The sequence below is a fragment of the Bradyrhizobium betae genome (assembly GCF_050632175.1).
Taxonomy (GTDB): domain Bacteria; phylum Pseudomonadota; class Alphaproteobacteria; order Rhizobiales; family Xanthobacteraceae; genus Bradyrhizobium; species Bradyrhizobium betae_B.
Genome location: NZ_CP192576.1, coordinates 2,638,142 through 2,652,527 on the forward strand (window position 1 = coordinate 2,638,142; position 14,386 = coordinate 2,652,527).

Below are 14,386 nucleotides of genomic sequence, written 5' to 3' on the forward strand. Positions count from 1 at the left end.
ACGGGCGAAACAAGCCCGCCGTCTTGGGGGACGGCGGGCTTTTTACGTGCTGGCATTCCGGGGCGCGACGAAGTCGCGAGCTATGGTGCGCAATTGCGCACCAAAGCTCACGCTTCGCGTGCCCCGGAATGACAGTCGGGCCTACAAGAAGCTCTGCGGATCGACGTCCACTTCCAGCTTCTGATTGCCCTTCGGCTTCGGACACACAGCAAGCCAGTTGCGCAAATAATCCGACAGGTCGAAGCCGCGCGCGGATTTCACCAGGATGCGGAAGCGATAGCGGCCCTTGATGACCGCGAGCGGCGCTTCCGCCGGCCCCAGCACCACCACGCGCTCGTCGCGCGGCGCGAGCGCAACGAGCCTCCGGCCAAAGCCCTCGGCGCTCGGACGATCGCCTGCGGAGATGATCAGGCTCGCGAGCCGGCCGAACGGCGGATAGAGCGTGCGCTCGCGCAGGTCGATCTCGCTGTCGTAGAAGGCCTCGCGGTCGCAGGCGATCAGCGCCTTCATCACGGGATGATCGGGCTGGTGGGTCTGCAAATAGCCGACGCCGCGGCCCTGCTCGCGTCCGGCGCGGCCGATCACCTGGTTGAGCAATTGCCAGGTGCGTTCCGACGCCCTGGGATCGCCATTGGACAGGCCGAGATCGGCATCGACCACGCCGACCAGATTGAGCCGGGGAAAGTTATGGCCCTTGGCGACGAGCTGCGTGCCGATGATGACGTCGACGCGGCCTTCGGCAATCTCATTGAGCTCGGAGCGCATCGTCTCGATCGAGGTGATGAGATCGCTCGACAGCACCATGGTGCGCGCATCCGGGAAGAGCGCGGCGGCCTCTTCCTGCAGGCGCTCGACGCCGGGTCCGACCGCCACGAGGGATTCCTCGGCCGCGCAATGCGGGCAGGTCTGCGGGCGCGGCATCGAGAAGCCGCAATGGTGACAGACCAGCCGCTGGCGAAAGCGATGATCGACCAGCCAGGCGTCGCAGATGGTGCAGGCAAAGCGATGGCCGCAGGCCCGGCACAGCGTCAGCGGCGCGTAGCCGCGGCGATTGAGGAACAGAAGCGCCTGCTCGCGCTTCTCGATCGCGGCTCTGATCTCGGAGGCGAGCCGCGGCGAGATGAAGCGGCCGCGCGCGGGCGGCTCGCGGCGCATGTCGATGGCTTCGATATGCGGCATGTGCTGGCCGCCGAAGCGGGAGGGCAGCGCGATGCGCTGATAGCGGTTTTTTCGCGCGTTGACTTCGGACTCGACCGAGGGTGTGGCGGACGCCAGCACGATCGGAATCTTTGCGATATGTGCGCGCACCACCGCCATGTCGCGGGCGTGGTAGTGCACGCCCTCGTCCTGCTTGTAGGCCTGGTCGTGCTCTTCATCGACGACGATGAGGCCGAGATTGCCGTAAGGCAGGAACAGCGCCGAGCGCGCGCCGACCACGACCGGCGCCGTGCCCGCGGAGATCGCCGCCCAGTTGCGCGCGCGGGTGCGCGGCGTTAGTTCCGAATGCCATTCGATCGGCCGCACGCCAAAACGCTGCGCGAAGCGGTCGAGAAACTGGCCGGTGAGCGCGATCTCCGGCATCAGGATCAGAGTCTGTTTGCCGCGGCGGATGCACTCCGCAATGGCCTCGAAATAGACCTCGGTCTTGCCCGAACCGGTGACACCGTCGAGCAGCGCGACGTGGAACGAGCCATTGGCCGCGAGCGCGCGCATCGTATCGGCGGCGGCGCGCTGCAGCGGCGAAAAATCCGGCCGGCCGAAATCCGGATCGGGCGCGGGCGGAGGTGGGGGCGGAGGCATCGGCTCGACCGTGAGCGTGCCCTCGTCGACAAGGCCATCGATCACGCCGGCGGAGACCCCGGCTTCCTTCGCCGCCTCGGACTTGCCGTGAAGAAGGCGGTCCGACAGCACCTCGAGCAGGCGCTGCCGCGCCGGCGTCAGCCGCCGCGGGGGATCGCCGACCAGGCGCACGCCGGCGCGCATCCGCTCGGGGCCGAGGTTCTCGCCCATCCGCAGGCACATGCGCAGCACCATGCCGCGCGGGCTGAGCGTGTAATTGGCGACCCAGTCGACCACCGAGCGCAGCTCGGGCTTCAGGGGCGGAAGGTCGAGCTTCTCGCTGACCTCCTTGAGGCGATTGTGCAGGCGCGGATCGGGGTTGGCGTTCTCGGCCCAGACCACGGCGAGCACCTCGCGGGGCCCGAGCGGCACGCCGACCAGATCGCCCGCCTTCAGCTCCATGCCGCGCGGCACCTTGTAGGAATAGGTCTGGTCGAGCGCGACCGGCACCAGCACGTCGACCATGCGGGTCGCGTTGGCGGGGGCGGCGTTGCTGCGCGACGTATGATCCATGAAGGGAGAATCGGAACCTGACGTTTGGAGGCTAGCGCCACGGGCGCGCCTTAGCGAACAGTAAACGGGTGTGATGCGATATACTGGGTGGAATCACCACGTCCAGAGCGCATGAGCAAAGCGGCCGCCCCACCCATCGAGCTCGCCAGCGCCGATCCTGACATCGCCCAGGAGATGACGCGCTGGCTGTCGCATCTCGGCGCCGAGCGGCGGCTGTCGCCGAAGACGCTGGAGGCCTATGCCCGCGATTTGCGGCAGTGCCTGGATTTCCTCTGCGCCCATTGGGGCGAACGCGTCACGCTGAAGCGGTTCGCCCAGCTGGAAGCCACCGATATTCGCGCCTTCATGGCGATGCGCCGCGCCGACGACATCGCCGGCCGCTCGCTGATGCGCGCGCTCGCGGGGCTGCGCTCGTTCGGCCGTTTCCTCGAACGCGAGGGCAAGGGCAAGGTCGGCGCATTGTCGGCGATCCGCGCGCCGAAGGTAGCAAAAAGCCTGCCGAAGCCATTGCCGATGGCGTCGGCAAAGCGCCTGGCGGATGCCGACGAGCGTGCCGGCGAGGACCGCGAGACCTGGATTCTGGCGCGCGACGCCGCGGTGATGGCGCTGCTGTACGGCTCGGGCCTGCGCATCTCCGAGGCGCTCGGCCTGAAGCGCCGCGAGGTGCCGCGGCCCGGCGAAGGCGACGTGCTGATCGTCACCGGCAAAGGCAACAAGACCCGCATGGTGCCGGTGCTACAGAACGTGCTCGCGCTGGTGCAGGACTATGTTTCGATGTGCCCGTATCCGCTGCCCGCCGAGGGCCCAATCTTCCTTGGCGCACGCGGCGGCCCCCTCAGTCCGCGCATCATCCAGCTCGCGATGGAGCGGCTGCGCGGCGCGCTGGGATTGCCCGACAGCGCCACGCCGCACGCACTCCGGCATTCCTTCGCGACGCATCTGCTCTCGCGCGGCGGCGATCTGCGCGCGATCCAGGAATTGCTCGGCCATTCCTCGCTCTCGACCACGCAGATCTATACCGGCATCGATTCCGAGCGACTGCTGGAAGTCTATGCCAGCGCCCATCCGCGGCGGTGAATCCTGACATGAAGCTGTCATGACGTGTGTGCCTCTTGCGCAGGGCGCGCGGTTCGGTCAATCGTTGCGGAACCGAACCGGAGGGGAATGGAATCATGAGTGCACATGAAAGCATGGAGCATGCGGAGCACGCCGAGCACGCGTCCGGCTCGAACAAGAAGATCGCCCTTCTGATCGCCGTGCTGGCGCTGTTCCTGGCGATCTCCGAGACGCTGGGCAAGGGCGCCCAGACCGAATCGATCAGCAAGAATGTCGAGGGCGCCAATCTCTGGGCGTTCTTCCAGGCCAAGAGCATCCGCCGCACCGTGGTGGTGACTGCGGCCGAGCAGGGCAAGCTGACGCTGGCCAACACGACCGACGACGCCCTGAAGGCGACGGTGCAGAAGCAGATCGACGACTGGACCAAGACCGCGCAGCGCTACCGCTCCGAGCCCGAGACCGGCGAAGGCACCGAGCAGCTCGCCGAGAAGGCCAAGCATGCCGAACACGAGCGCGACGAGGCCACCGCGAAGTACCATCATTTCGAGCTGGCGTCGGCCGCCTTCCAGATCGGCATCGTGCTGGCGTCGGCCACCATCATCACCGGCATGTTCGCGCTCGCCTATGTCGCCGGGGTTTTGACACTGGGCGGCATCCTTATGACCGCGCTCGGCCTGTGGTGGCCGCATCTGCTGCATCTGCATTGAGGGGTTGTGGCTGATCCCTCCACGTCATTGCGAGGAGCGAAGCGACGACCCAATCCAGACTGCCTCCACGGAAAGATTCTGGATTGCTTCGCTTCGCTCGCAATGACGGGTGAGGCAGGCGAAATCGGCCCGAACGTTCACCGCGCTTCGTGCACGCTCTTCCGGAACCGCTGGATCAGGCGCAGCGTCCGTGACGACCAGCCTTCGCCGTTGCCGGAGATCAGCTCGCGGATGCGCTGCTTGATCGGCGCGACCAGCTCGGTGGCCTTGGCGCGCAGCTTCAGCACGATATCGTAGATTCGCTCGAACCAGCGCATCTCGAGCAGCTTGTCGCGCGTGACGTCGAACACGAAGGCGGTGACGCCGACGCCGACCATCTTGGCGAACAGGAAGGTGGACATGCCGGTGAGCCAGTATTCATGCGTGAGCAGATACAGGCCGACCAGCTTGAGCGGAAACAGCGGAAGGATCGGCACCGCGAACACGATCAGCGTCATGGCCGGCGGCAGCGCATCGACACGCTCGGTCAGCCATTGCTTGAAGCGGGCGAGCGGGATGATGGCGACAACCCGCGCGACGATCGGCTCGAGATGGTCCCACAGCCAGGCTTCGATCAGGAAGATGATCGCCAGCAGGACCCAGACCGGTTGAAGAAGGCGGCGCAGCATGTGTTGTCCCGCCCGATTCGGCTCGGGCCGTGGCCTACATATGGATGGCCCGCTTGCCCACTGCAAGCGCGGCTTCCTTGACGGCCTCGGAGCGGGTCGGATGGGCGTGGCAGGTGCGCGCGAGATCCTCCGCGCTGCCGCCAAATTCCATGAGAACGCACGCTTCATGGATCATTTCACCAGCTTCGCGACCGATGATGTGCACGCCGAGCACGCGATCGGTCTTCGCATCTGCGAGAATCTTCACAAAGCCGTCGGTGGTCTGGTTGACCTTGGAACGGCCGTTGGCGGTAAAGGGAAACTTCCCAACCGTATAAGCCACACCGGCCTGCTTCAGTTCCTCCTCGGTCTTGCCGACGGAGGACACTTCCGGCGTGGTATACACGACGCCCGGAATCACATCGTAGTTCACGTGGCCGGCCTGGCCTGCGATGATCTCCGCAACAGCAACGCCTTCATCCTCGGCCTTGTGCGCGAGCATGGGGCCTGCGACGACGTCGCCGATGGCATAGACGCCCTTCACGCTGGTGGCGAAGTGCGGATCGATCTGCACGCGGCCGCGGGGTCGAGCGCGACACCTGCTTCCTTCAGGCCGAGGCCATCGGTGTAGGGCACGCGGCCGATCGCGACGAGCACGACGTCGGCCTCCAGCGTCTCGGCGGCACCACCGGCAGCAGGCTCGATCGTCGCCTTCAGCGTCTTGCCCGAGGTGTCGACGGCGGTGACCTTGGCGCCGAGCTTGAACGCAAAGCCCTGCTTCTCGAGGATGCGCTGGAATTGTTTTGCGACTTCGCCGTCCATGCCGGGCAGGATGCGATCCAAAAATTCGACGACGACGACTTCGGCGCCGAGGCGCTTCCACACCGAGCCGAGCTCGAGGCCGATCACGCCGGCGCCGACGATCAGAAGCTTGCCGGGGACCTTGTCGAGCGACAGCGCGCCGGTCGACGACACGATGCGCTTCTCGTCGATCTCGATGCCCTTGAGACGCGCGATGTCCGAGCCGGTGGCGATCACGATGTTCTTGGTCTCGACGACCTGCGACTTGCCGTCCGCGGAGACTTCCACCTTGCCGGTGCCGAGGATCTTGCCAGTGCCCTTGAGCACGTCGATCTTGTTCTTCTTCATCAGGAACTCGACGCCCTTGACGTTGCCGTCGATGCCCTGCTGCTTGAAGTTCATCATCGCCGGCAATTCGAGCTTCGGCGCGGAGACGCTGACGCCCATCTTGGCGAAGGAATGCCCGGCTTCCTCGAACATCTCGGAGGCGTGCAGCAGCGCCTTCGACGGCATGCAGCCGACGTTGAGGCAGGTGCCGCCGAGCGTGGCGTTCTTTTCGACCACGGCGACTTTCATGCCGAGCTGGCTGGCGCGCACCGCGCAGACATAACCGCCAGGCCCGGTGCCGATGATGACGAGATCGTAGGATGCCATGAGAGAAAGTCCCGTAAGTTTAAACTAATGAGGATGTGCAGCGTCCGCGCGGCGCGTCAGCGTCCGCCGGACACATCGAGCGTGGCTGCGGTAACGTAGGAGGCCTCGTCCGACATCAGCCAGACGATGGCATTTGCGATTTCGTCCGCGGTGCCGACGCGCTTCATCGGCACCATATGCGCGAGGCGATGGTGTCGGTCCGGCTCGCCGCCGGAGGCGTGGATTTCGGTGTCGATCAGGCCGGGGCGAATGCCCGCAACGCGAATGCCTTCGCCGGCGACCTCGTAGCCGAGTCCGGTCGTGAAGGAATCGATCGCGCCCTTGGACGCGGCATAGTCGACATAGGTATTGGGCGCACCGAGCTTGGCCGCAACCGATGACAGATTGACGATGACGCCGCCCTTGCCGCCATGTTTGGTCGACATCCGCTTCACGGCCTCGCGTGCGCAGAGGATAGAGCCGGTGACGTTGACCGCCATGACGCGCTGGATACGCTCGGCTGACATCTCGTCGACGCGTACGCCGCTGGTGCCGACGATGCCGCCATTGTTGACCAGCGCACCGAGCGTGCCGAACTTGTCGGCTTGCTTGAACAGGTCGACGATGTCGCGCTCCTCGGCGACATCGCATTTCACCGCGATGGCCTTGCCGTTGCTGGCCTCGATCAGGCTGACGACCTCGTCGGCGGCCGCCTTGTTGCTGGCATAGCCGACCACGACGCGATAGCCGCGCGCGGCCGCCGCAATCGCGGTCGCCCGCCCGATGCCGCGGCTGCCACCGGTGATGACAACGACTTTATCCGTCACGCGCGCCTCCATCTTTCGACAAACGCCGTCGCCCCTACAGGCGACGGCGCTCGCAAAGCACTAGGGATCAGAGATCGAGCACGAGGCGCGCCGGATCTTCCAGGCTCTCCTTGACGCGCACCAGGAAGGTGACGGCTTCCTTGCCGTCGATGACGCGGTGATCGTAGGACAGCGCCAGATACATCATCGGGCGAACCTCGACCTTGCCGCCGACGACCATCGGCCGCTCCTGGATCTTGTGCATGCCGAGGATGCCGGACTGCGGCGCGTTCAGGATCGGGGTCGACATCAGCGAGCCGTAGATGCCGCCATTGGTGATGGTGAAGGTGCCGCCCTGCATCTCGTCGATCTTGAGCTGACCGTCACGGGCGCGGCGGCCGAAATCGGCGATGCCCTTCTCGATGTCGGCAATCGACTTGTTGTCGCAGTCGCGCACCACGGGCACGACGAGGCCCTTGTCGGTGCCGACGGCAACGCCGATGTGGTAGTAGTTCTTGTAGATCAGATCGGTGCCGTCGATCTCGGCGTTGACCGCCGGGATGTCCTTCAGCGCCTGCACGACGGCCTTGGTGAAGAAGCCCATGAAGCCGAGCTTGCTGCCGTGCTTCTTCTCGAATGCATCCTTGTAATGCGCCCGCAGCGCCATGACGTTGGTCATGTCGACCTCGTTGAAGGTCGTGAGCATCGCAGCGGTATTCTGCACGTCCTTGAGGCGGCGCGCGATGGTCTGGCGCAGGCGGGTCATCTTGACGCGCTCTTCGCGCGCGGCGTCATCGGCCGGCGAGGCGGTACGGACCTGCACGGCGGCGGCGGGCTGGTTGACCGGGGTCGGCGCTGAGGCCGCGCGCTCGATCGCGGCGAGCATGTCGCCCTTGGTGACGCGGCCGTCCTTGCCGGAGCCCGGAACGGTCGAGGCATCGACGCCGGTCTCGGCGGAGAGTTTTCGCACGGAGGGCGCGAGCGGGGCGTCGGCCGGCGGCGCCTTCGGCGCGCTGGGCGCCGGTGCGGGAGCAGCAGCCGCGGCGGCGGGAGCAGCGGCAGCGGGCTTTGCGGGCGCGGCGGCGGGCTTTGCAGCGCCGGCGGCACCTTCCGTGATCTGGCCCAGCAGCGCGCCGACCGCGACGGTCGTGCCATCGGCGGCGATGATCTCGCTCAGCGTGCCGGCAGAGGGTGCCGGGACTTCGATGGTGACCTTGTCGGTCTCGAGCTCCACCAGGGGCTCGTCGACGGCGACGGCATCGCCGGCCTTCTTGAACCAGCGGCCGATGGTGGCCTCGGTGACGGATTCGCCGAGCGTCGGCACACGAATTTCAGTCATGGTCTTTTCCTTAAGGAGATCGCCAATGCGGTCGTGAATTTCAACGTCATTGCCCGCGAAGGCGGGCAATCCAGTACGCCGTGACCTTCGTATTTTGAACGAACGCCGCGGAGTACTGGATGCCCCGCCTTCGCGGGGCATGACAGCGTCCTAAAGAACTTCTCAGCTCAGTGCTTCGTCCAAAAACGCCTTCAACTGCGCCTGATGCTTGGACATCAGACCAGTGGCGGTCGCGGCGGAAGCGGCGCGGCCGACATAACGCGGACGCCGGCTGACGCCGTTCACCTGGTTCAGCACCCATTCCAGATACGGCTCGATGAAGTGCCACGCCCCCATGTTGCGCGGCTCTTCCTGGCACCAGATCACTTCCGCCTTCTTGAAGCGGGACAGCTCGGCCACCAGCGCCTTCAGCGGCACCGGATAGAGCTGTTCGACGCGCATCAGGTAGATGTCGTCGATGCCGCGCTTCTCGCGCTCCTCGTAGAGGTCGTAATAGACCTTGCCGGAGCACAGCACGATACGGCGGATCTTCTCGTCGGGGACGAGCTTGACCGCCTCGCTCGGAAGCATCTGGGCGTCATCATACAGGATGCGATGGAAGGTCGTTCCCTTGGCGAGCTCCTCGAGACGCGAGACCGCCCGCTTGTGACGCAGCAGCGACTTCGGCGTCATCACGATCAGCGGCTTGCGGATCTCGCGATGCAGCTGGCGGCGCAGCACGTGGAAGTAATTCGCCGGCGTGGTGGGATAGACCACCTGCATGTTGTCTTCGGCGCACATCTGCAGAAAACGCTCCAGACGCGCCGAGGAGTGCTCCGGTCCCTGGCCCTCATAGCCGTGCGGCAAGAGGCAGACGAGACCGGACATGCGCAGCCATTTGCGCTCGCCCGAGGAGATGAACTGGTCGAACACGACCTGCGCGCCGTTGGCGAAGTCGCCGAACTGGGCTTCCCACAGCGTCAGCGTGTTCGGCTCGGCGAGCGAGTAGCCGTATTCGAAGCCGAGCACGGCTTCTTCCGACAGCAGCGAGTTGATGACCTCGTAATGGCCCTGCTCGTTGCCGAGATGATTGAACGGCGTGTAGCGGCTCTCGTCCTCCTGGTCGATCAGGACCGAGTGGCGCTGCGAGAAGGTGCCGCGCTCCGAATCCTGGCCCGACAGGCGGACGTGGTGGTTCTCGTTGAGCAGCGTGCAGAACGCCAGCGCCTCGCCGGTCGCCCAATCGATACCCGTGCCGCCGTCGATCGCCTTGGAGCGGTTTTCGAGGAAGCGCTGGATGGTGCGGTGGACGCGGAAACCGTCCGGCACCTTGGTGATCTTGCGGCCGATGTCCTTCAGGACCGGCAGGTCGACGCCGGTGACGCCGCGACGCGCGTCCTCTTCCTGGTCAGCGATCTTGAAGCCGGCCCACTTGCCGTCGAGCCAGTCGGCCTTGTTCGGCTTGTAGGAGGTGCCGGCTTCGAACTCGGCATCGAGCCGTGCGCGCCAGTCGGCCTTGGCCTTGTCGACCTCGCCCTGGGTCATCACGCCTTCGCTGACGAGGCGGCGGGAATAGAGCTCGAGCGTGGACGGATGGGCCGCGATCTTCTTGTACATCACCGGCTGGGTGAAAGCCGGCTCGTCGCCCTCGTTATGGCCATGCCTGCGGTAGCAGAACATGTCGATGACGACGGGCTTGTGGAATTTCTGCCGGAACTCGGTCGCGACCTTGGCCGCGAACACGACGGCCTCGGGATCGTCGCCGTTCACGTGGAAGATCGGAGCATCGATCATCTTCGCCACATCCGACGGATAGGGCGAGGAGCGCGAGTAGCGCGGATAGGTGGTGAAGCCGATCTGGTTGTTGACGATGAAGTGCACGGAGCCGCCGGTGCGGTAGCCCTTCAGGTCCGACAGGCCGAAGCACTCAGCCACCACGCCCTGGCCGGCGAACGCGGCGTCGCCGTGCATCAGCAGCGGCATCACCGAGATGCGCTGGTCCGGCGGATCGCCATGCTGGTCCTGCTTGGCGCGGACTTTTCCGAGCACGACGGGATCGACGATCTCGAGATGCGAGGGGTTGGCGGTGAGCGACAGATGGATGCGGTTGCCGTCGAACTCGCGGTCCGAGGACGCGCCGAGATGGTACTTGACGTCGCCCGAGCCTTCGACCGCGTCAGGATTGGCCGAGCCGCCCTTGAATTCGTGGAACAGCGCGCGATGGGCCTTACCCATCACCTGCGTCAGCACGTTGAGGCGGCCGCGATGCGGCATGCCGAGCACGACTTCCTTCACGCCGAGATTGCCGCCGCGCTTGATGATCTGCTCGAGCGCGGGGATCAGCGCTTCGCCGCCGTCGAGGCCGAAGCGCTTGGTGCCGGTAAACTTGGTGTCGCAGAACTTCTCGAAGCCTTCGGCTTCGACCAGCTTCATCAGGATGGCGCGGCGGCCTTCGCGGGTGAACGAGATCTCCTTGTCCGGCCCCTCGATGCGCTCCTGGATCCACGCCTTCTGCGCGGCGTTGCTGATGTGCATGAACTCGACGCCGAGCGTCTGGCAGTAGGTCCGCTCGCAGATCGCGGTGATTTCGCGCAAGTTGGCGTATTCGAGACCGAGCACGTGATCGAGGAAGATCTTGCGGTCGAAATCGGCTTCGCTGAAGCCGTAGGTGCGCGGGTCGAGTTCCTCGCGATTGCGCGGAGCTTCGATGCCGAGCGGATCGAGCTTGGCGTGGAAGTGACCACGCATGCGGTAGGCGCGGATCAGCATCAACGCGCGGACGGAGTCGCGCGTGGCCTGCAGCATGTCGGCGGAGGAGAAATCAGCGCCCTTGTTGGCTGCCTGGGCCTTGGCGGCGATCTTGGCGCCGACCTTCTTCTCGACTTCGGCCCAATTGCCGTCGAGGGCGGAGGTCAGATCGTCCTGCGGGGTCAGCGGCCAGTTGTCACGCTCCCAGGACGGTCCCTGGGCGTTCTTGCGGACGTCGTCCGGCTGGTCCTTCAGGCTCTTGAAGAACTCCTGCCACTCGGCATCCACCGAGGACGGATCCTTCTCGTAGCGGGCGTAGATTTCGTCGATGTAGGTGGCGTTGGTGCCCTGCAAAAATGATGACAAGGCAAAGGCTGCGTTCGCGTCCTGGCGAGACATACTTGAGTTCCTGGCGATTTCGGTTCGCGCATAACAAACGGCGCTGGCGCCGAGCTCCCCCGACAGGACCCGACGCGACAGGCACCCTTTACCCTATTTGCTGCGAAACTTCGCCCGGAAAAGTACGAAGAAGTGAATTAGCCTTTCAATTTTTCGGCAAGCGTGTGACCGAGGCGGGCGGGAGACGGCGAGACTGTAATCCCTGCCGATTTCATCGCGTCGGTCTTGGAACCGGCGTCGCCCTTGCCGCCCGAAATGATCGCGCCGGCATGGCCCATGCGGCGGCCGGGAGGTGCGGTCACGCCGGCGATGAAACCGACCATCGGCTTCTTGCGGCCGCGCTTGGCTTCGTCCTTGAGGAACTGGGCGGCGTCTTCCTCGGCGGAACCGCCGATCTCGCCGATCATGATGATCGATTCGGTCTTGGGGTCGCCGAGCAGCATTTCCAGGACGTCGATGAACTCGGTGCCCTTGACCGGGTCGCCGCCGATGCCGACCGCCGTGGTCTGGCCGAGGCCTTCCTGGGAGGTCTGGAACACGGCTTCATAGGTCAGCGTGCCCGAGCGGGAGACGATGCCGACCGAGCCGGTCTTGAAGATGTTGGCGGGCATGATTCCGATCTTGCACTCGCCGGCGGTCATGACGCCCGGGCAGTTCGGCCCGATCAGGCGGGACTTGGAGCCCGCCAGCGAACGCTTCACGCGCACCATGTCGAGGACCGGAATGCCCTCGGTGATGCAGACGATCAGCGGGATCTCGGCATCGATGGCTTCGCAGATCGCGTCCGCCGCGCCCGGCGGCGGCACATAGATCACCGACGCATCCGCACCGGTCTTCTCGCGGGCTTCACGCACCGTGTCGAACACCGGCAGGTTCAGATGCGTCGAGCCGCCTTTGCCCGGCGAGGTGCCGCCGACCATCTTGGTGCCGTAGGCGATCGCGGCCTCCGAATGGAAGGTGCCGTTCTTGCCGGTGAAGCCCTGGCAGATGACCTTGGTGTTCTTGTCGATCAGGATGGACATGAGGTCTGCTTTCGCGAAACTAACGAGTGAGAGGTCAGTGGATTCGGCGGTAGACGCCGGTGAGCACGTCGGCCCAGCCTTCCGCGTCCGGGGAGAACTGGATCTTCAGCGCGTAGGAATTGTCGTCGATGATGTCGTAGACGTGGCGCGCATTGCCGCGCAGCGAGCCGCGCACCAGCGTCAGGGTCTTGCCGACCCAGCCGCCGGAGGCGGGCGAGGGCGGCGTGTAGCCGAGCGAATCGTACCAGAACAGTTTGTAGGTCCGGTCCTCGCGGTCGTAGGTGAAGAGGCCGTGCGTGGCGAAGCTCTGCTGGCCGCCGCGCAACTGCACCGCGTCCTGGATCAGGTAGAACCCGTTCAGGTCCATGCGCGCGACGACGCGCGAAGTGGCCGGCCCGCCCTCCGTCCAGCGTGACGGAAAGACCATCTCCTCGCCATCCCATTCGCCGGCGAACGCGGAAAGACGCGCGTGCTCTGCGAGCGGGGACGATGCAGCGAGATGGTCCTGGGTCATGGCCTTAGCCTCCCTTGACGGCCTTCACGATCTTCTGCGCGGCGTCGTCGAGATTGTCGGCCGGCACCACGTTCAGGCCGGACTCATTGATGATCTTCTTGCCGAGCTCGACATTGGTGCCTTCGAGGCGGACCACCAGCGGCACGCTGAGGCCGACCTCGCGCACGGCAGCCGTGACGCCCTCGGCGATCACGTCGCATTTCATGATGCCGCCGAAGATGTTGACCAGGATGCCTTTCACGTTGGGATCCGCGGTGATGATCTTGAACGCGGCCGCGACCTTCTCCTTGCTGGCGCTGCCGCCGACGTCGAGGAAGTTCGCGGGCGCCATGCCGTAGAGCTTGATGATGTCCATCGTCGCCATGGCGAGACCGGCGCCGTTGACCATGCAGCCGATGTTGCCATCGAGCGTGACGTAGTTGAGATCGTGCTTGGACGCCTCGATTTCCTTAGCGTCTTCCTCGGTCTCGTCGCGCAGCGCGAGCACTTCGGGGTGACGGAACAGCGAATTGTCGTCGAACGACACCTTGGCGTCGAGCACGCGGAGCTGGCCCTGCTTGGTCACGACCAGCGGGTTGATCTCCAGCATCGCCATGTCCTTGGCGACGAACGCGGCATAGAGCTGCGTGGTGAGCTTCTCGGCCTGCTTGGCGAGATCGCCGGTGAGCTTCAGCGCGTTCGCAACCGTGCGGCCGTGATGGCCCATGACGCCGGTCGCGGGATCGACTGAGAAGGTGACGATCTTCTCAGGGCTGTTGTGCGCGACGTCCTCGATGTTGACGCCGCCTTCTGTCGAGACGACGAACGAGACGCGCGAGGTCTCGCGGTCGACCAGGAGCGAGAGGTAGAATTCCTTGTCGATGTCCGAGCCGTCCTCGATGTAGAGGCGGTTGACCTGCTTGCCGGCGGGGCCAGTCTGGATCGTCACCAGGGTGGCGCCGAGCATCTGCTTGGCGAATTCGGTGACCTCGGCGGCCGACTTGGCGATGCGGACGCCGCCCTTGTCGCCGGCGGAGGCTTCCTTGAACTTGCCCTTGCCGCGGCCACCGGCGTGGATCTGGCTCTTCACCACCCAGACCGGACCCGGGAGCGCTTTGGCGGCGGCTTCCGCGTCAGCCGCCTTCAGGACCGGAACGCCTTTGGAGATCGCGACGCCGAACTCGTTGAGCAGCGCTTTGGCCTGATATTCATGGATATTCATATGGTCGCTCCCTGAACCCGCGGGCGGTGACCTCGGAGGCCCACCTCAGTCTCGTGGCTGGCATACCATATACCACAGGAACTGCAATCCGGATTCGTTGACATCGAGATCTTTGCCGAACCGTGAGCCCGCCCGAGACGGGCCCCGGAAATGAAACCGCCGAAGACCGGTTTGCGATCTTC

General features: G+C 65.2%; 10 protein-coding genes and 1 pseudogene. 2 read left to right on the top strand and 9 right to left on the bottom strand.

The window, feature by feature from the left end:
• Nucleotides 1–141 precede the first annotated feature (141 nt).
• Nucleotides 142–2,352 carry a primosomal protein N' gene (locus ACQ86E_RS12755; RefSeq protein ID WP_431205678.1) on the bottom strand — a complete coding sequence of 737 codons (2,211 nt, stop codon included), beginning with the start codon at nucleotides 2,350–2,352 and terminating at the stop codon, nucleotides 142–144.
• 111 nt (nucleotides 2,353–2,463) lie between these two features.
• Between ACQ86E_RS12755 and ACQ86E_RS12760 the strand changes: the two genes are divergently transcribed.
• A complete protein-coding gene (locus ACQ86E_RS12760) occupies nucleotides 2,464–3,429 on the top strand; it encodes a tyrosine recombinase XerC (protein WP_431205679.1) in 966 nt (321 codons plus the stop codon).
• A gap of 95 nt (nucleotides 3,430–3,524) precedes the next feature.
• Nucleotides 3,525–4,115, top strand: a complete 591-nt coding sequence (locus ACQ86E_RS12765; RefSeq protein WP_431205680.1) for a DUF4337 domain-containing protein — start codon at nucleotides 3,525–3,527, stop codon at nucleotides 4,113–4,115.
• A 137-nt stretch (nucleotides 4,116–4,252) separates the two neighbouring features.
• On the opposite strand, the gene ACQ86E_RS12770 is transcribed toward ACQ86E_RS12765, so the two are convergent.
• From ACQ86E_RS12770 to sucC, 8 genes and pseudogenes are all read right to left on the bottom strand, one after another.
• The gene (locus ACQ86E_RS12770; RefSeq protein WP_431205681.1) at nucleotides 4,253–4,783 is read right to left on the bottom strand and encodes a hypothetical protein; all 531 of its coding nucleotides are present in this window, start codon (nucleotides 4,781–4,783) and stop codon (nucleotides 4,253–4,255) included.
• A gap of 34 nt (nucleotides 4,784–4,817) precedes the next feature.
• Nucleotides 4,818–6,217 (bottom strand): annotated as a pseudogene (lpdA, locus tag ACQ86E_RS12775) (dihydrolipoyl dehydrogenase).
• Nucleotides 6,218–6,273: 56 nt separating this feature from the next.
• The gene (locus tag ACQ86E_RS12780) at nucleotides 6,274–7,035 is read right to left on the bottom strand and encodes an SDR family oxidoreductase (protein ID WP_431205682.1); all 762 of its coding nucleotides are present in this window, start codon (nucleotides 7,033–7,035) and stop codon (nucleotides 6,274–6,276) included.
• A 55-nt stretch (nucleotides 7,036–7,090) separates the two neighbouring features.
• Nucleotides 7,091–8,341 (bottom strand): 2-oxoglutarate dehydrogenase complex dihydrolipoyllysine-residue succinyltransferase, encoded by a 1,251-nt coding sequence (gene odhB, locus ACQ86E_RS12785; protein ID WP_431205683.1) that lies wholly within the window; start codon nucleotides 8,339–8,341, stop codon nucleotides 7,091–7,093.
• Nucleotides 8,342–8,503: 162 nt separating this feature from the next.
• Nucleotides 8,504–11,467, bottom strand: coding sequence for a 2-oxoglutarate dehydrogenase E1 component (locus tag ACQ86E_RS12790; RefSeq protein ID WP_431205684.1), 2,964 nt, complete (start codon nucleotides 11,465–11,467; stop codon nucleotides 8,504–8,506).
• Nucleotides 11,468–11,604: 137 nt separating this feature from the next.
• Nucleotides 11,605–12,489 (bottom strand): succinate--CoA ligase subunit alpha, encoded by an 885-nt coding sequence (sucD, locus tag ACQ86E_RS12795; RefSeq protein ID WP_431205685.1) that lies wholly within the window; start codon nucleotides 12,487–12,489, stop codon nucleotides 11,605–11,607.
• Nucleotides 12,490–12,523: 34 nt separating this feature from the next.
• Complete coding sequence (locus tag ACQ86E_RS12800) at nucleotides 12,524–13,003, bottom strand: DUF1579 family protein (RefSeq protein ID WP_431205686.1); 480 nt, start codon at nucleotides 13,001–13,003, stop codon at nucleotides 12,524–12,526.
• A 4-nt stretch (nucleotides 13,004–13,007) separates the two neighbouring features.
• A complete protein-coding gene (sucC, locus tag ACQ86E_RS12805; RefSeq protein WP_431205687.1) occupies nucleotides 13,008–14,204 on the bottom strand; it encodes an ADP-forming succinate--CoA ligase subunit beta in 1,197 nt (398 codons plus the stop codon).
• Between the last annotated feature and the right edge of the window lie 182 nt (nucleotides 14,205–14,386).

Bases quoted from the DNA above. Each gene is read 5' to 3' on its own strand.
- ACQ86E_RS12755 (WP_431205678.1), bottom strand. From the start codon at position 2,352: ATGGATCATACGTCGCGCAGCAACGCCGCCCCCGCCAACGCGACCCGC.
- ACQ86E_RS12760 (WP_431205679.1), top strand. From the start codon at position 2,464: ATGAGCAAAGCGGCCGCCCCACCCATCGAGCTCGCCAGCGCCGATCCT.
- ACQ86E_RS12765 (WP_431205680.1), top strand. From the start codon at position 3,525: ATGAGTGCACATGAAAGCATGGAGCATGCGGAGCACGCCGAGCACGCG.
- ACQ86E_RS12770 (WP_431205681.1), bottom strand. From the start codon at position 4,783: ATGCTGCGCCGCCTTCTTCAACCGGTCTGGGTCCTGCTGGCGATCATC.
- ACQ86E_RS12780 (WP_431205682.1), bottom strand. From the start codon at position 7,035: ATGGAGGCGCGCGTGACGGATAAAGTCGTTGTCATCACCGGTGGCAGC.
- odhB (WP_431205683.1), bottom strand. From the start codon at position 8,341: ATGACTGAAATTCGTGTGCCGACGCTCGGCGAATCCGTCACCGAGGCC.
- ACQ86E_RS12790 (WP_431205684.1), bottom strand. From the start codon at position 11,467: ATGTCTCGCCAGGACGCGAACGCAGCCTTTGCCTTGTCATCATTTTTG.
- sucD (WP_431205685.1), bottom strand. From the start codon at position 12,489: ATGTCCATCCTGATCGACAAGAACACCAAGGTCATCTGCCAGGGCTTC.
- ACQ86E_RS12800 (WP_431205686.1), bottom strand. From the start codon at position 13,003: ATGACCCAGGACCATCTCGCTGCATCGTCCCCGCTCGCAGAGCACGCG.
- sucC (WP_431205687.1), bottom strand. From the start codon at position 14,204: ATGAATATCCATGAATATCAGGCCAAAGCGCTGCTCAACGAGTTCGGC.